This window comes from Pseudomonas sp. P5_A12 (assembly GCF_056400685.1).
In genome coordinates this window covers 1-12,893 of record NZ_JBFUKU010000162.1, presented here as the reverse complement: position 1 = coordinate 12,893, position 12,893 = coordinate 1, and the positions used below count along the sequence as shown (strand labels likewise).

Annotated in this window: 18 protein-coding genes and 1 pseudogene; 8 read left to right on the top strand and 11 right to left on the bottom strand. The window is 58.1% G+C overall.

From position 1 onward, the window contains the following. Nucleotides 1-174 (top strand): annotated as a pseudogene (gene tldD, locus AC1DSG_RS19965) (metalloprotease TldD); the annotation flags it as partial. 60 nt (nt 175-234) lie between these two features. On the opposite strand, the gene yjgA reads toward tldD, so the two are convergent. After that, nucleotides 235-759 carry a ribosome biogenesis factor YjgA gene (gene yjgA, locus AC1DSG_RS19960; RefSeq protein WP_007901505.1) on the bottom strand — a complete coding sequence of 175 codons (525 nt, stop codon included), beginning with the start codon at nt 757-759 and terminating at the stop codon, nt 235-237. A 107-nt stretch (nt 760-866) separates the two neighbouring features. Between yjgA and pmbA the strand changes: the two genes are divergently transcribed. Further along, on the top strand, nt 867-2,213 hold the full coding sequence (gene pmbA / locus AC1DSG_RS19955) for a metalloprotease PmbA (RefSeq protein WP_477792422.1): 1,347 nt from the start codon (nt 867-869) through the stop codon (nt 2,211-2,213). A gap of 128 nt (nt 2,214-2,341) precedes the next feature. On the opposite strand, the gene AC1DSG_RS19950 is transcribed toward pmbA, so the two are convergent. The 10 genes from AC1DSG_RS19950 to AC1DSG_RS19905 form a co-directional block, all read right to left on the bottom strand. Then, a complete protein-coding gene (locus AC1DSG_RS19950) occupies nt 2,342-2,635 on the bottom strand; it encodes an HPr family phosphocarrier protein (RefSeq protein WP_477792421.1) in 294 nt (97 codons plus the stop codon). Nucleotides 2,636-2,650: 15 nt separating this feature from the next. Then, nucleotides 2,651-3,508 (bottom strand): RNase adapter RapZ, encoded by an 858-nt coding sequence (gene rapZ, locus AC1DSG_RS19945; protein WP_477792420.1) that lies wholly within the window; start codon nt 3,506-3,508, stop codon nt 2,651-2,653. Nucleotides 3,509-3,510: 2 nt separating this feature from the next. Continuing rightward, nucleotides 3,511-3,975 (bottom strand): PTS IIA-like nitrogen regulatory protein PtsN, encoded by a 465-nt coding sequence (gene ptsN, locus AC1DSG_RS19940; RefSeq protein ID WP_477792419.1) that lies wholly within the window; start codon nt 3,973-3,975, stop codon nt 3,511-3,513. Between the two features lie 12 nt (nt 3,976-3,987). Beyond that, nucleotides 3,988-4,296: a ribosome hibernation-promoting factor, HPF/YfiA family gene (gene hpf, locus AC1DSG_RS19935; protein WP_007942757.1), complete on the bottom strand. Its 309-nt coding sequence runs from the start codon at nt 4,294-4,296 to the stop codon at nt 3,988-3,990. Between the two features lie 74 nt (nt 4,297-4,370). After that, nucleotides 4,371-5,864: an RNA polymerase factor sigma-54 gene (locus AC1DSG_RS19930; RefSeq protein WP_477792418.1), complete on the bottom strand. Its 1,494-nt coding sequence runs from the start codon at nt 5,862-5,864 to the stop codon at nt 4,371-4,373. A 182-nt stretch (nt 5,865-6,046) separates the two neighbouring features. Beyond that, nucleotides 6,047-6,772 carry an LPS export ABC transporter ATP-binding protein gene (lptB, locus tag AC1DSG_RS19925; RefSeq protein ID WP_477792417.1) on the bottom strand — a complete coding sequence of 242 codons (726 nt, stop codon included), beginning with the start codon at nt 6,770-6,772 and terminating at the stop codon, nt 6,047-6,049. Next, complete coding sequence (gene lptA, locus AC1DSG_RS19920; RefSeq protein WP_477792416.1) at nt 6,772-7,320, bottom strand: lipopolysaccharide transport periplasmic protein LptA; 549 nt, start codon at nt 7,318-7,320, stop codon at nt 6,772-6,774. The genes lptB and lptA overlap by 1 nt, the downstream gene beginning before the upstream one ends. Then, the gene (gene lptC, locus AC1DSG_RS19915; protein WP_477792415.1) at nt 7,307-7,879 is read right to left on the bottom strand and encodes an LPS export ABC transporter periplasmic protein LptC; all 573 of its coding nucleotides are present in this window, start codon (nt 7,877-7,879) and stop codon (nt 7,307-7,309) included. The genes lptA and lptC overlap by 14 nt, the downstream gene beginning before the upstream one ends. 7 nt (nt 7,880-7,886) lie before the next feature. Continuing rightward, nucleotides 7,887-8,411 carry a KdsC family phosphatase gene (locus AC1DSG_RS19910; protein WP_477792414.1) on the bottom strand — a complete coding sequence of 175 codons (525 nt, stop codon included), beginning with the start codon at nt 8,409-8,411 and terminating at the stop codon, nt 7,887-7,889. Then, nucleotides 8,411-9,385, bottom strand: coding sequence for a KpsF/GutQ family sugar-phosphate isomerase (locus AC1DSG_RS19905; protein ID WP_477792413.1), 975 nt, complete (start codon nt 9,383-9,385; stop codon nt 8,411-8,413). Before AC1DSG_RS19905 ends, AC1DSG_RS19910 begins: the two co-directional genes overlap by 1 nt. A 276-nt stretch (nt 9,386-9,661) precedes the next feature. Between AC1DSG_RS19905 and AC1DSG_RS19900 the strand changes: the two genes are divergently transcribed. From AC1DSG_RS19900 to AC1DSG_RS19875, 6 genes are all read left to right on the top strand, one after another. Then, nucleotides 9,662-10,471: an ATP-binding cassette domain-containing protein gene (locus tag AC1DSG_RS19900; protein WP_007942749.1), complete on the top strand. Its 810-nt coding sequence runs from the start codon at nt 9,662-9,664 to the stop codon at nt 10,469-10,471. Further along, entirely contained in the window at nt 10,471-11,268 is a 798-nt protein-coding gene (gene mlaE / locus AC1DSG_RS19895) for a lipid asymmetry maintenance ABC transporter permease subunit MlaE (RefSeq protein WP_007942748.1), read from the top strand. The genes AC1DSG_RS19900 and mlaE overlap by 1 nt, the downstream gene beginning before the upstream one ends. Further along, nucleotides 11,268-11,735 (top strand): outer membrane lipid asymmetry maintenance protein MlaD, encoded by a 468-nt coding sequence (gene mlaD, locus AC1DSG_RS19890; protein ID WP_223516510.1) that lies wholly within the window; start codon nt 11,268-11,270, stop codon nt 11,733-11,735. Before mlaE ends, mlaD begins: the two co-directional genes overlap by 1 nt. Before the next feature lie 11 nt (nt 11,736-11,746). Beyond that, the gene (locus AC1DSG_RS19885; protein WP_477792412.1) at nt 11,747-12,388 is read left to right on the top strand and encodes an MlaC/ttg2D family ABC transporter substrate-binding protein; all 642 of its coding nucleotides are present in this window, start codon (nt 11,747-11,749) and stop codon (nt 12,386-12,388) included. After that, entirely contained in the window at nt 12,385-12,690 is a 306-nt protein-coding gene (locus tag AC1DSG_RS19880; protein ID WP_477792411.1) for an STAS domain-containing protein, read from the top strand. The genes AC1DSG_RS19885 and AC1DSG_RS19880 overlap by 4 nt, the downstream gene beginning before the upstream one ends. A gap of 113 nt (nt 12,691-12,803) precedes the next feature. Then, nucleotides 12,804-12,893, top strand: a 90-nt coding sequence (locus AC1DSG_RS19875) for a BolA family protein (protein WP_477792423.1), incomplete at its 3' end; no start/stop codon positions are given.

Genomic DNA, 12,893 nt, shown 5'->3' with positions numbered 1-12,893 from the left:
ACGTTGATCGGCAACGGTCCGGAGGCCATGAGCAAGGTGTCGATGGTCGGTAACGATCTGGCGCTGGACAGCGGTGTGGGGACGTGTGGCAAGGATGGGCAGTCGGTGCCGGTGGGTGTCGGCCAGCCAACGTTGAAAATTGATGCGATCACTGTGGGTGGCACAGGCGCATAAGTGGCTTTTGAAAAAAGTGAAGCTTCGGGTGAGCCGCGAGCGGCTCACCCGAGAAGGGACTTAACGCAGACCGCGTTGAGTCTCGTCCAGCTCACGGATGTACTTGAAGATTTTACGGCTCGATGCCGGTGGCTTGTTGGTCGCCAGTTCGTGCTGGGCCTGACGGATCAGGGAGCGCAATTGCTGACGATCAGCCTCCGGGTAGTCGAGCACGAACTTCTCCAGGACTGCATCGTCGCCCGCGATCAAGCGATCGCGCCAGCGTTCCAGGCCATGGAAACGTTCGTTGTACTGCCGGGTGGAGGCATCGAGTTGATCGAGCAAAGTCAGAATGGCGTCAGTGTCCTGATCGCGCATCAGTTTGCCGATGAACATAAGGTGCCGTTTACGCGCGATATTCGCGGTGTGCTTGGGCGCATCGGCCAGGGCCCGACGCATAGCGTCGGTCAACGGCAGTTTTGCCAGCAAGTCAGGCTTGAGTGTTGTAAGGCGCTCGCCAAGGTCAACCAGAGCATGAAGCTCGCGTTTAACCTGGGATTTGCTTTTTTCTCCCGTATCGAGGGAGTCGTCGTAAGAATCAACCATGGTGGCCGTCCGCAAAGAAACGCCGCCATGATAACCAGTCGGGGGCCGCTTGTCCGGCCCGGTCGCTCGAAGGCCATACCGAAAGCAGAATTTGAGTGGAGAACAGCATGAGTGCAGTTGAAAGCGTCGGCCCACAAGCGTTGCCGGCACTGCAAGAACAAGTCGAGCAGATCATCGCTGAAGCCAAGCGTCAGGGCGCCAGCGCCTGCGAAGTTGCCGTGTCCCTGGAGCAGGGCCTGTCAACGTCGGTGCGTCAGCGTGAGGTCGAAACCGTCGAATTCAACCGCGATCAGGGCTTTGGCATCACCTTGTACGTCGGCCAGCGCAAAGGCTCGGCCAGTACCTCGGCGAGCGGTCCTGACGCCATTCGCGAAACCGTCGCGGCGGCGCTGGCCATTGCCAAACACACCTCCGAAGACGAAGCCTCAGGCCTGGCTGATGCCGCGCTGATGGCTCGCGACCTGCAAGATTTCGACCTGTTCCACCAATGGGATATCACACCGGAGCAAGCCATCGAACAAGCGCTGGCCTGCGAAGCCGCCGCGTTTGCCACCGACAGCCGGATCAAGAATGCCGATGGCACAACGCTCAGCACCCATCAGGGTTGCCGCGTGTACGGCAACAGCCACGGGTTTATCGGTGGCTATGCGTCGACGCGCCACAGCCTGAGTTGCGTGATGATCGCCGAGGCCGATGGCCAGATGCAACGCGATTACTGGTACGACGTGAACCGTCAGGGCACTTTGCTGGCCGATCCGGTGAGCATCGGCCAGCGTGCCGCGCAACGGGCGGCGAGCCGTCTGGGCGCGCGTCCGGTGCCGACTTGCGAAGTGCCGGTACTGTTTTCCGCTGAGTTGGCCGGTGGTTTGTTCGGCAGCTTCCTCTCGGCCATCTCCGGTGGCAGTCTGTATCGAAAATCATCGTTCCTGGAAGGCACGCTGGGTCAGAAGCTGTTCCCGGAATGGTTGACCATCGATGAGCGTCCGCACTTGATGCGCGCCTTGGGCAGTTCCGCATTCGATGGTGATGGCTTGGCGACTTACGCCAAACCGTTCGTCGAAAAAGGTGAGTTGGTCTCCTACATCCTCGGCACGTACTCCGGGCGCAAGCTTGGCATGCCGAGCACCGCCAACGCTGGCGGCGTGCATAACCTGTTCGTCACCCATGGGGATGAAGACCAGGCCGCGTTGCTGCGTCGGATGGGCCGTGGCCTGCTGGTCACGGAGCTGATGGGCCAGGGCCTGAATATGGTCACCGGCGATTACTCCCGTGGCGCGGCGGGTTTCTGGGTCGAGAACGGAGAAATCCAGTTTGCGGTGCAGGAAGTCACCATTGCCGGCAACATGCGTGACATGTTCAAGCAGATCATTGCGGTCGGTAATGACCTGGAGTTGCGCAGCAACATTCGCACGGGCTCGGTGTTGATCGAGCGGATGACAGTGGCGGGTAGCTAACCCTTACCGCATAAAAAAAGGCGCGCCACCCRATYGGGTGGCGCGCCTTTTTTATACGCCTGGCACTGGTCCCCTGTAGGAGCAAGCTCTCTCGCCACAAAAGCCCAGATTGCCGAAGGATTGCGGTGTTACTCGCCTTCGTCGAAGAAGTTATTGATCAACGCCACCAGCGCATCCAGCGCTTCCTGTTCTTGCTCGCCTTCGGAACTCAGGTAGATGGAGGTGCCCTTGCCGGCCGCGAGCATCATCATGGCCATGATGCTTTTACCGTCGACTATCGATTCTGGCGGTTTTCCTGGAACGATCACACGTCCTACTCTGATCGTGCAATCCGGGAACTGACCCGCCACTCCAACAAATTTTGCAGAAGCTCGGGCATGCAGGCCCAGCTTGTTGATGATTTCGATTTCCAGAGCAGGCATCGCAATGTGAATCCTTTAGCTGAGGTCGCGGTGGCGGACCTGGACGTTCTTCAGGGATTGTTGCAGAACCTGGCCCAGACGTTCGGTCAGGTAGACGGAGCGATGATGTCCTCCGGTGCAGCCAATGGCGATGGTGACATAAGCGCGGTTGCTTGCGGCAAAGCGCGGCAGCCACTTGAGCAAATACGATGATATGTCCTGGAACATCTCTTCGACGTCCGGTTGGGCCGCCAGGTACTCGGCCACCGGTTGATCAAGCCCGGATTGAGCGCGCAATTCCGGCTTCCAATAAGGGTTGGGCAGGCAGCGCACGTCGAACACCAGGTCCGCGTCCACCGGCATGCCACGCTTGAATCCAAATGACTCGACCAGGAATGCTGTATCGGCTTCCGGCTGATTCAGCAGGCGCAGCTTGATGGTGTCGCGTAGCTGATACAGGTTCAGGTTGGTGGTATTGATTTTGAGATCTGCCAGATCGGCGATAGGCCCCAGCAGATTGCTTTCGTCCTCGATTGCCTCAGCCAACGAACGGTTGGCGTTGCTCAGCGGGTGACGACGGCGGGTTTCGGAAAAGCGCTTGAGCAGGGTTTCTTCGTCGGCATCCAGGTACAGCACATCGCACTTGATGTGCCGGCCGCGGACTTCTTCCAACAGTTCGGGAAACCGCGAAAGGTGGCTCGGCAGGTTACGCGCGTCGATGGATACAGCGACCTGCGGTTGTACCAGTTCGGTATGAATCAGCGCTCGTTCCGCCAGTTCTGGCAGCAGGCCGGCGGGCAGGTTGTCGATGCAGTAGTAGCCGTTGTCCTCGAGAACATCGAGGACGGTGCTTTTACCTGAGCCGGAGCGGCCGCTGACGATGATCAAGCGCATGATTACTGACCGTTTTGCTCGTCCAGGACAACCTGATACAAGGCTTCATTGCTCGGGGCGCTGCGAAGACGATCACGGACTTCCTTGCGATCGAGCATGCTGGCGATCTGGCGGAGTAGTTCCAGGTGCGCATCGGTAGCCGCTTGCGGGACCAGCAGAACGAACAGCAGGTCAACCGGGGCGCCGTCGATGGCATCGAAATCGATGGGTGCGTCGAGGTGCATCAAGGCGCTGATGGGCGACTCGCAGCCCTTCAGCCGACAGTGAGGGATGGCGATGCCGTTGCCAAAACCGGTCGAGCCGAGTTTTTCACGGGCAATCAAAGCCTCGAAGACATCTTGCATCTCCAGTCCCGGCACTTCCCGGGCGATGAGGTTGGCAATTTGCTCGAGGGCTTTCTTTTTACTGCCGCCCGGCACGTTCACGAGGGAACGGCCGGGGGTCAGGATGTTTTCAAGTCGGATCATGGGTTGGGAGTGTTAACGACCGGTTGCACCCTGGAGGAGGCTCTGGGTCTTTTCCTTATGCTTTTTGAGTTGTTTATCCAGCTTGTCGGTCAGTGAGTCGATCGCCGCGTACATATCGGTATGTTCCGCGTTTGCGACCACTTCATTGCCGGGAATATGCAGGGTGGCTTCGATTTTCTGCTTCAGCTTCTCGACCGTCATCGTGACCTGCACGTTGGTGATCTTGTCGAAATGCCGCTCTAATCGTTCGAGTTTTTCGCCGATGTAGGCGCGCAGGGGTTCGGTCACTTCCAGTTGGTGTCCACTGATGTTGACTTGCATACAGCTTCTCCTTCGTTGCCAGTGCATAAAGCGGTAGATCAAATGATCTACCACTGGAACGCTGTGGCGTGGCTCTACATCAACCGCTTGCGTTCGCTCGAAGGCGCGATCCCGAGGGACTCGCGGTACTTGGCGACGGTGCGGCGAGCCACCTGAATGCCTTGTGCCTCCAGTAAACCAGCGATCTTGCTGTCACTCAACGGCTTTTTCTGATTTTCCGCGGCAACCAGCTTTTTGATGATCGCGCGGATCGCTGTGGACGAGCATTCACCGCCTTCGGAGGTGCTGACGTGACTGGAGAAAAAGTACTTCAGCTCATAAATACCCCGTGGGGTATGCATGAATTTTTGCGTGGTCACCCGTGAAATCGTCGACTCGTGCATGCCCACCGCTTCGGCGATGTCGTGCAGGACCAGCGGCTTCATGGCTTCGTCGCCGTACTCCAGGAAGCCGCGCTGATGCTCGACGATCTGGGTGGCTACTTTCATCAGTGTTTCGTTACGGCTTTGCAGGCTCTTGATGAACCAGCGGGCCTCTTGCAACTGATTGCGCATGAAGGTGTTGTCGGCGCTGGTGTCGGCGCGACGGACAAACCCGGCGTATTGGGCGTTGACCCGCAGCCGTGGCACCGATTCCTGATTCAGCTCCACCAGCCAGCGTTCGTTGTCCTTGCGCACGATAACGTCGGGAACGACGTACTCGGCTTCGCTGGACTCGATTTGCGAGCCTGGGCGCGGGTTGAGGCTCTGGACCAGTTCGATGACCTGGCGCAGTTCATCTTCCTTGATCTTCRTCCGCCGCATCAGCTGGGAGTAGTCACGGCTGCCGAGCAGATCGATGTAGTCGCTGACCAGGCGCTTGGCTTCGGCGAGCCAAGGCGTCTTGGCTGGCAATTGACGCAATTGCAGCAGCAGGCATTCGCCGAGGTTGCGAGCGCCAATACCGGCCGGCTCGAACTGCTGGATGCGGTGCAGGACGGCTTCTATTTCGTCCAGTTCGATGTCCAGTTCCGGATCGAAGGCCTCGAGGATTTCCTCGAGGGTTTCATCCAGATAGCCCTGATTGTTGATGCAGTCGATCAGGGTCACGGCGATCAGGCGATCGGTGTCGGACATCGGAGCCAGGTTCAGTTGCCACAACAGGTGGCTTTGCAGGCTCTCGCCGGCCGATGTGCGAGTGGTGAAATCCCATTCGTCGTCATCGTTGCTCGGCAGGCTGCTGGCGCTGGTCTGGTAGACATCTTCCCATGCAGTATCGACCGGCAGTTCATTGGGAATGCGCTCGTTCCAGTCACCTTCTTCGAGGTTGTCCACCGTGGGGGCGGTTTCCTGGTAGGAGGGTTCCTGAATGTCGGCGTTGGGTGGCTGCTCGGCTTTGTCGGCCAAGGGGTCGGCGTTGTCGAAGTCGTCGCCTTCTTCCTGGCGTTCGAGCATCGGATTGGACTCCAGGGCCTCCTGGATTTCCTGTTGCAGGTCCAGGGTCGACAATTGGAGCAGGCGGATGGCCTGTTGCAGCTGCGGTGTCATCGTCAGCTGCTGGCCCATTCTCAAGACTAGCGATGGTTTCATGGCAGGGGCTTAAACCTTATTCGCCGGCGCACAAGCGCCATCCACTACAGGGCGCCGGAGCGCCAAACATAAGCAAATTATATGCCTGAAACTGAAGTGTTTGCCTAGAGCGCCGTAACAATAAAAACCTGTTGATTTTTGCTGTGATAAGCGCTCAGTCGACTAGCCAGACACCTCAACGCTTACAGGCGGAACTCATGGCCCAGATAGACTTCTTTAACCAGGTCGTTGGCCAGGATAGTGGCGGCATCGCCTTCAGCGATCAGTTGACCATCGTTGACGATGTAGGCGGTTTCGCAGATATCCAGGGTTTCACGGACGTTGTGGTCAGTGATCAGCACGCCAATGCCTTTGGCCTTGAGATGGTAGATGATCTGTTTGATGTCGCCGACCGAAATCGGGTCTACGCCGGCGAAGGGTTCGTCGAGCAGGATGAATTTCGGGTTGGTAGCCAATGCCCGGGCGATTTCCACGCGGCGGCGTTCACCGCCCGACAGGCTCATGCCGAGGTTGTCGCGGATGTGGCTGATGTGGAATTCCTGCAGCAGGCTTTCCAGCTCTTTGCGACGCTCGGCCTTGTCGAGTTCCTTGCGGGTCTCGAGGATTGCCATGATGTTGTCGGCGACCGAGAGTTTGCGGAAGATCGACGCTTCTTGCGGCAGATAGCCGATGCCGGCCTTTGCACGACCGTGCATTGGCTGGTGGCTGACGTCCAGATCGTCGATCAGCACACGGCCCTGATCGGCCTGCACCAGGCCGACAATCATGTAGAAGCAGGTGGTCTTGCCGGCGCCGTTAGGACCCAGCAGGCCGACGATTTGACCGCTGTCGATCGACAGGCTGACGTCACGCACGACCTGGCGGCTCTTGTAGCTCTTGGCCAGATGCTGAGCTTTCAGAGTTGCCATTACGGGGCCTTTTGCTCGTCGGTTTTCTTCTTCGGCTGGATCACCATGTCGATACGCGGACGCGACTCGGTCACCTTGCTGCCGGTAGCGCGACCGGCGCTGGCAAGCTTTTTCTCGGTGTCATAGACGATTTTCTCGCCTTGGGTGGTGTTGTTGTCCTTGTCGACAACTTTTGCCTTGTCGATCAGAACTACGCGATTTTGCGCGGCGTGGTACTGGATGGTTACCCCCCAGCCCTGGACAGGCTTGGGGTCGCCTGCAGTTTGCAGTTGCTCGAAGTAGGCCAGATTGCCCACCGAAGTCACTACGTCGATGTCGCCAGCCGGGGTGCGGGTCATGGTCACTTTATTGCCGGTGACCTTCATCGAACCCTGGGTGATGATCACGTCGCCTGTATAAGTGGCAACGCCGTTCTTGTCGTCCAGTTGGGCGTCGTCGGCTTGTATGCGGATAGGCTGCTCTTGATCGTTCGGCAGAGCCCAGGCGCTCACGCTTCCCAGTGCTGCGCCCAGACTGAGCAAAATAGGGAGGGTTTTAACGAGCCTCATACTGTCCTCTTACGTTAGATAGCAGGTGTATCCTGCTTTCTTTCAAGTACGCTTTCATTCCGATGCCTGTCGATACACCGCCAGCGCCGTCGATACTAACGGGTTGATCGGTCTGCGCATATTGCTGCTGCGGGAACACAGTCATACGGGTGGTGGTAATCAGGGTCCTGCGGTTTTTTTCGTCGAAACGGGTGATGCGAACCGAATCGATCAGCTCGACCTGGGTGCCGTCCGGGTTGACCTCCCCGTGTTCACTCTGGACGTGCCAGGGGAACTCGGTGCCGCGAAACATGTTCAGGTCCGGATTGGTCAGCAATGTGACCTCGGACGCTTTCAGGTGTTCGACCTTGTCGGACGTCATTTCGTACTGCAATTTACCGTCCGGCAGATACTGCACGCTGTGGGCGTTGATCGCGTAATAGTCGATCGCGCTGTCATCGACCTTGACCACGGGTTTGTCGAGGAAGCGTTCCGGGCTGATGTTCCAGTAGCCCACCGCAGCGAACAGCGCGGCGATGCAACTGAATAACAGGATGTTACGAAACTTTTTGCTCAGCATAGTGGGCTCACAGGTATGCAGCGTTGGCCGCATCGAGGCGGCCCTGGGCGCGCAGGATCAATTCGCAGAATTCGCGAGCGGCACCCTCGCCACCTCGGGCAGCGGTAATGCCATGGGCGTTTTCACGCACGAAGCTGGCGGCGTTGGCTACCGCCATGCCCAGGCCGACGCGGCGAATCACCGGCAGGTCCGGCAGGTCGTCACCGAGGTAGGCCACTTGTTCATAGCTTAGGTTGAGTTGAGCCAGAAGCTCGTCCAGCACCACCAGTTTGTCTTCGCGCCCCTGATAAAGGTGGGGGATGCCGAGGTTTTTCGCTCGCCGTTCGACCACCGGGGTTTTGCGGCCGCTGATAATAGCGGTCTGCACGCCCGCTGCCATCAGCATCTTGATGCCTTGGCCGTCGAGCGTATTGAACGTCTTGAATTCACTGCCGTCTTCGAGAAAGTACAGGCGCCCGTCGGTCAGCACGCCATCGACGTCGAACACAGCGAGTTTGATCTGTTGGCCGCGTTGCAGCAGGTCCTTGTTCATTACATTACTCCCGCACGCAGCAAGTCGTGCATGTTCAGGGCTCCGACCGGACGGTCTTCGCTGTCGACCACGACCAGCGCGTTGATTTTGTGGTCTTCCATGATTTTCAGGGCCTCGGCGGCGAGCATTTCGGCGCGGGCGGTCTTGCCATGAGCGGTCATGACCTGATCGATGGTGGCGCTGTGGATGTCGATGCTGCGATCCAGTGTGCGACGCAAATCACCGTCGGTGAAGATCCCGGCCAGTTTGCCGTCAGCTTCCAGAACAACGGTCATTCCCAAGCCTTTGCGGGTCATTTCCATCAAGGCATCTTTAAGCAGGGTGCCGCGCTGAACCTGTGGCAGCTCTTGCCCGGCATGCATGACATTCTCCACTTTCAGCAGCAGGCGTCGGCCCAGTGCACCACCGGGGTGGGAAAAGGCGAAGTCTTCAGCGGTAAAACCGCGGGCTTCCAGCAGCGCAACGGCCAGGGCATCGCCCATCACCAAGGCGGCCGTGGTGGAGGAGGTGGGTGCCAGGTTCAGTGGGCAGGCCTCGTGTTCGACGTGAACGTTGAGGTTGACCTCGGCGGCCTTGGCCAGCGGGGAATCCGGGTTGCCGGTCATGCTGATCAATTGAATGCCCAGGCGCTTGATCAGGGGCAGCAGGGTCACGATTTCATTGGTGGAGCCGGAGTTCGACAGGGCCAGGATGATGTCATCTCGCGTGATCATGCCCATGTCGCCGTGGCTGGCTTCGGCCGGGTGGACGAAAAAAGCCGTGGTGCCGGTGCTGGCCAGGGTCGCGGCGATCTTGTTGCCGATGTGTCCTGATTTACCCATGCCGACTACCACCACGCGGCCTTTGCTGGCCAGAATCATCTCGCAAGCGCGTACGAAATCTGCGTCGATGTGGGGCAGCAAGCCTTCTACGGCTTCCAGTTCGAGGCGGATGGTGCGTTGCGCTGATTGAATCAGGTCACTGGATTGGCTCATGTCAGAAATCGTATAGCCTGATGAAAAGGCGGCGATTATAGCGGTAATGATCAAAACCCTCACGCAAGTTCGTTGCGCTTTGTCAGTCCCGATGACGGACTCCCCTCTAAACAAGGCTTTTTACCAGTGAAGTTACTGAAGATGGGCTGGCTTTGGCCTTGGGCGCTGGGCCTTTGCAGTGATATAGTTCGCGGCCAGTTCGGCCTGCCCGGGAGGTATGTGCTTTCGTCAGAGAGTCAAGCGTCCGAGTGAGAGGCTGCATCGCAAGGAGTTTAGATGAGTGCCGATAACGCCTACGCGGTCGAGCTGAAGGGACTGTCCTTCAAGCGCGGTACGCGCAGCATTTTCAATAACGTCGATATCCGTATCCCGCGCGGCAAGGTCACCGGCATCATGGGCCCTTCCGGGTGTGGCAAAACCACGCTGTTGCGATTGATGGGCGCACAATTGCGTCCGACAAAGGGCGAAGTCTGGGTTAACGGCCAGAACCTGCCGAAGTTGTCGCGCAGTGATCTGTTTGATGCGCGCAAGCACATGGGGGTGCTGTTCCAGAGCGGCGCCCTGTTTACCGATCTCGACGTGTTCGAGAACGTCGCCTTCCCGCTGCGCGTTCATACCGAGCTGCCGGAAGAAATGATCCGTGACATCGTCCTGCTTAAATTGCAGGCAGTGGGCTTGCGTGGCGCCATCGACCTGATGCCTGACGAATTGTCCGGCGGCATGAAGCGTCGTGTAGCGCTGGCCCGGGCGATTGCCCTCGACCCGCAGATTCTCATGTACGACGAGCCTTTTGTCGGCCAGGACCCCATCGCCATGGGCGTGCTGGTACGCCTGATCCGCTTGCTCAACGATGCGTTGGGCATCACCAGCATCGTGGTTTCCCACGATCTGGCTGAAACCGCGAGCATTGCCGACTACATCTATGTCGTCGGTGAAGGCCAGGTATTGGGGCAGGGGACTCCCGAGGAATTGATGAATTCGCAGGAGCCACGGATCCGTCAATTCATGACCGGTGAACCCGACGGTCCGGTCGCATACCACTTTCCAGCGACGGATTACCGCGCAGATCTTCTGGGGAAGCGTTGATGCGCAAGATTTCATTAATAGAACGCGTGCGCCGGTTTGGTCACGCCGGCATCGATGTGCTGGCGGTGTTCGGTCGTTCGACGATATTCCTGTTTCATGCCTTGCTCGGGCGCGGTGGCATCGGCGGCGGTTTTGGCCTGCTGATCAAGCAACTGCATTCAGTCGGCGTGATGTCCCTGGTGATCATTGTGGTCTCCGGGGTGTTCATCGGGATGGTGTTGGCACTGCAAGGCTTCAACATTTTGTCGAGCTACGGCTCGGAGCAGGCGGTCGGGCAGATGGTTGCGCTCACGCTGCTGCGTGAACTGGGGCCCGTTGTGACGGCGTTGTTGTTCGCCGGGCGTGCCGGTTCGGCACTGACTGCCGAAATCGGCAACATGAAATCCACCGAACAGTTGTCCAGTCTGGAAATGATTGGTGTCGACCCGCTCAAATACATTGTTGCCCCGCGCCTGTGGGCAGGCTTCATTTCCCTGCCGGTGCTGGCGATGATCTTCAGCGTGGTGGGTATCTGGGGCGGCTCGTGGGTGGCTGTCGACTGGCTGGGTGTGTACGAAGGCTCTTACTGGTCGAACATGCAAAACAGCGTGACGTTCACTGATGATGTGCTCAATGGCATTATCAAAAGCATCGTCTTCGCGTTCGTCGTGACCTGGATCGCCGTATTCCAAGGCTATGACTGTGAGCCCACTTCCGAGGGGATCAGTCGTGCCACAACCAAGACCGTGGTGTATGCCTCTTTGGCTGTTCTCGGCCTGGACTTTATTCTGACCGCTTTGATGTTTGGAGATTTCTGATGCAAAACCGCACCCTGGAAATCGGTGTCGGCCTTTTCTTGCTGGCTGGCATCCTGGCGTTGCTGTTGCTGGCTTTGCGGGTCAGTGGCCTGTCCCCGAGCCCGAGCACCGACACCTATAAACTTTATGCGTACTTCGACAATATCGCCGGTTTGACGGTCAGAGCCAAAGTGACCATGGCCGGTGTGACCATCGGTAAGGTCACAGCGATCGATCTGGACCGCGACAGCTTCACCGGTCGGGTGACCATGCAACTGGAAAAGCGCGTAGATAACCTGCCGACTGACTCCACTGCATCTATCCTGACCGCTGGCCTGTTGGGCGAGAAGTACATCGGTATCAGCGTGGGCGGCGAAGAAGCCTTGCTCAAGGATGGTGGAACCATTCACGACACTCAGTCATCGCTGGTGCTCGAGGACCTGATCGGTAAATTTTTGCTCAATACCGTTAGCAAAGAAGCTAAATGAGGAACTGTTAAATGATCTCTACCTTGCGACGTGGCCTGTTGATAGTACTCGCGGCACTGCCGTTGATGGCTAACGCCGTAGCGGCGCCTTCCGCGCACGAACTGGTACTGGACACCACCAACCGGATGCTGGCCGATCTGGCGGCCAACAAAGAGAAGTACAAGCAGGACCCGCAGGACTTTTATACGGCGTTGAACACGATCGTCGGACCTGTGGTGGATGCCGAGGGTATTTCCAAGAGCATCATGACGGTCAAGTACTCAAAGAAAGCCACGCCGGCACAGATGAAAACCTTCGAAGAGAACTTCAAGAAGGGCCTGTTCCAGTTTTATGGCAATGCTTTGCTTGAGTACAACAACCAGGGCATCACTGTTGATCCAGCCAAAGACGAGTCGGGCGACCGCACCAGCGTCGGCATGACAGTCAAAGGCCGCAGCGGCGCGATCTATCCTGTGTCTTACACGCTCGAGAAAGTCAATGGCGAGTGGAAGCTGCGCAACGTGATCATCAACGGGATCAACATCGGCAAGCTGTTCCGTGATCAGTTCGCTGATGCGATGCAGCGCAATGGCAACGACCTGGACAAGACCATCAACGGTTGGGCCGGGGAAGTCGCCAAAGCCAAGGCATCCACCGAGACTAAGGCCCAATGAGTGTGTCGGCCATTCGCATGAGCGAATCCGGCGAGCTGCAGTTGAGTGGCATGCTGGACTATCGCACCGGCCCGGATCTGCGCAAGCAGGGGCAGGCGTTGATCAAGTCCAGCACGGCTACTGAACTGGTGGTCGATTGTTCGGCAGTGTTGAAATCCAGCAGCGTCGGCTTGTCGCTGCTGCTGTGCTTCATGCGTGATGCAGAGGCGGCCGGCAAGGCGCTGAGCATTCGCGGGATGCCCGAAGACATGCGTGAAATCGCTCAGGTCAGCGAATTGACCGAGCTGTTGGCGCACCCCTGACCGCATCTACAGAGAAGCCCCCCGTCAGAGTCCTGCTTAGCGGGGTTCGCAGGCGCGGGGCTTTTTTGTATGATGTCCGACCCGTGCGCACAGGGCGCCGATTGAGGTTGAGCATGCAGGCCGTAGAAGTGAAGAGCTTCCTTGAAGGAAAGCTGCCCGGAACGTTGGTAGAAGTTGAGGGCGAAGGCTGCAATTTCCAGCTG

Excerpts from the sequence above, each read along its gene's own strand:
- AC1DSG_RS19950 (WP_477792421.1), bottom strand. The coding sequence starts at position 2,635 with ATGCCTGCTCTGGAAATCGAAATCATCAACAAGCTGGGCCTGCATGCC.
- AC1DSG_RS19880 (WP_477792411.1), top strand. The coding sequence starts at position 12,385 with ATGAGTGTGTCGGCCATTCGCATGAGCGAATCCGGCGAGCTGCAGTTG.
- AC1DSG_RS19900 (WP_007942749.1), top strand. The coding sequence starts at position 9,662 with ATGAGTGCCGATAACGCCTACGCGGTCGAGCTGAAGGGACTGTCCTTC.
- mlaD (WP_223516510.1), top strand. The coding sequence starts at position 11,268 with ATGCAAAACCGCACCCTGGAAATCGGTGTCGGCCTTTTCTTGCTGGCT.
- lptC (WP_477792415.1), bottom strand. The coding sequence starts at position 7,879 with ATGCTGAGCAAAAAGTTTCGTAACATCCTGTTATTCAGTTGCATCGCC.
- ptsN (WP_477792419.1), bottom strand. The coding sequence starts at position 3,975 with ATGATCCGACTTGAAAACATCCTGACCCCCGGCCGTTCCCTCGTGAAC.
- pmbA (WP_477792422.1), top strand. The coding sequence starts at position 867 with ATGAGTGCAGTTGAAAGCGTCGGCCCACAAGCGTTGCCGGCACTGCAA.
- AC1DSG_RS19885 (WP_477792412.1), top strand. The coding sequence starts at position 11,747 with ATGATCTCTACCTTGCGACGTGGCCTGTTGATAGTACTCGCGGCACTG.
- lptA (WP_477792416.1), bottom strand. The coding sequence starts at position 7,320 with ATGAGGCTCGTTAAAACCCTCCCTATTTTGCTCAGTCTGGGCGCAGCA.
- lptB (WP_477792417.1), bottom strand. The coding sequence starts at position 6,772 with ATGGCAACTCTGAAAGCTCAGCATCTGGCCAAGAGCTACAAGAGCCGC.
- hpf (WP_007942757.1), bottom strand. The coding sequence starts at position 4,296 with ATGCAAGTCAACATCAGTGGACACCAACTGGAAGTGACCGAACCCCTG.
- mlaE (WP_007942748.1), top strand. The coding sequence starts at position 10,471 with ATGCGCAAGATTTCATTAATAGAACGCGTGCGCCGGTTTGGTCACGCC.
- AC1DSG_RS19910 (WP_477792414.1), bottom strand. The coding sequence starts at position 8,411 with ATGAACAAGGACCTGCTGCAACGCGGCCAACAGATCAAACTCGCTGTG.
- yjgA (WP_007901505.1), bottom strand. The coding sequence starts at position 759 with ATGGTTGATTCTTACGACGACTCCCTCGATACGGGAGAAAAAAGCAAA.
- AC1DSG_RS19905 (WP_477792413.1), bottom strand. The coding sequence starts at position 9,385 with ATGAGCCAATCCAGTGACCTGATTCAATCAGCGCAACGCACCATCCGC.
- rapZ (WP_477792420.1), bottom strand. The coding sequence starts at position 3,508 with ATGCGCTTGATCATCGTCAGCGGCCGCTCCGGCTCAGGTAAAAGCACC.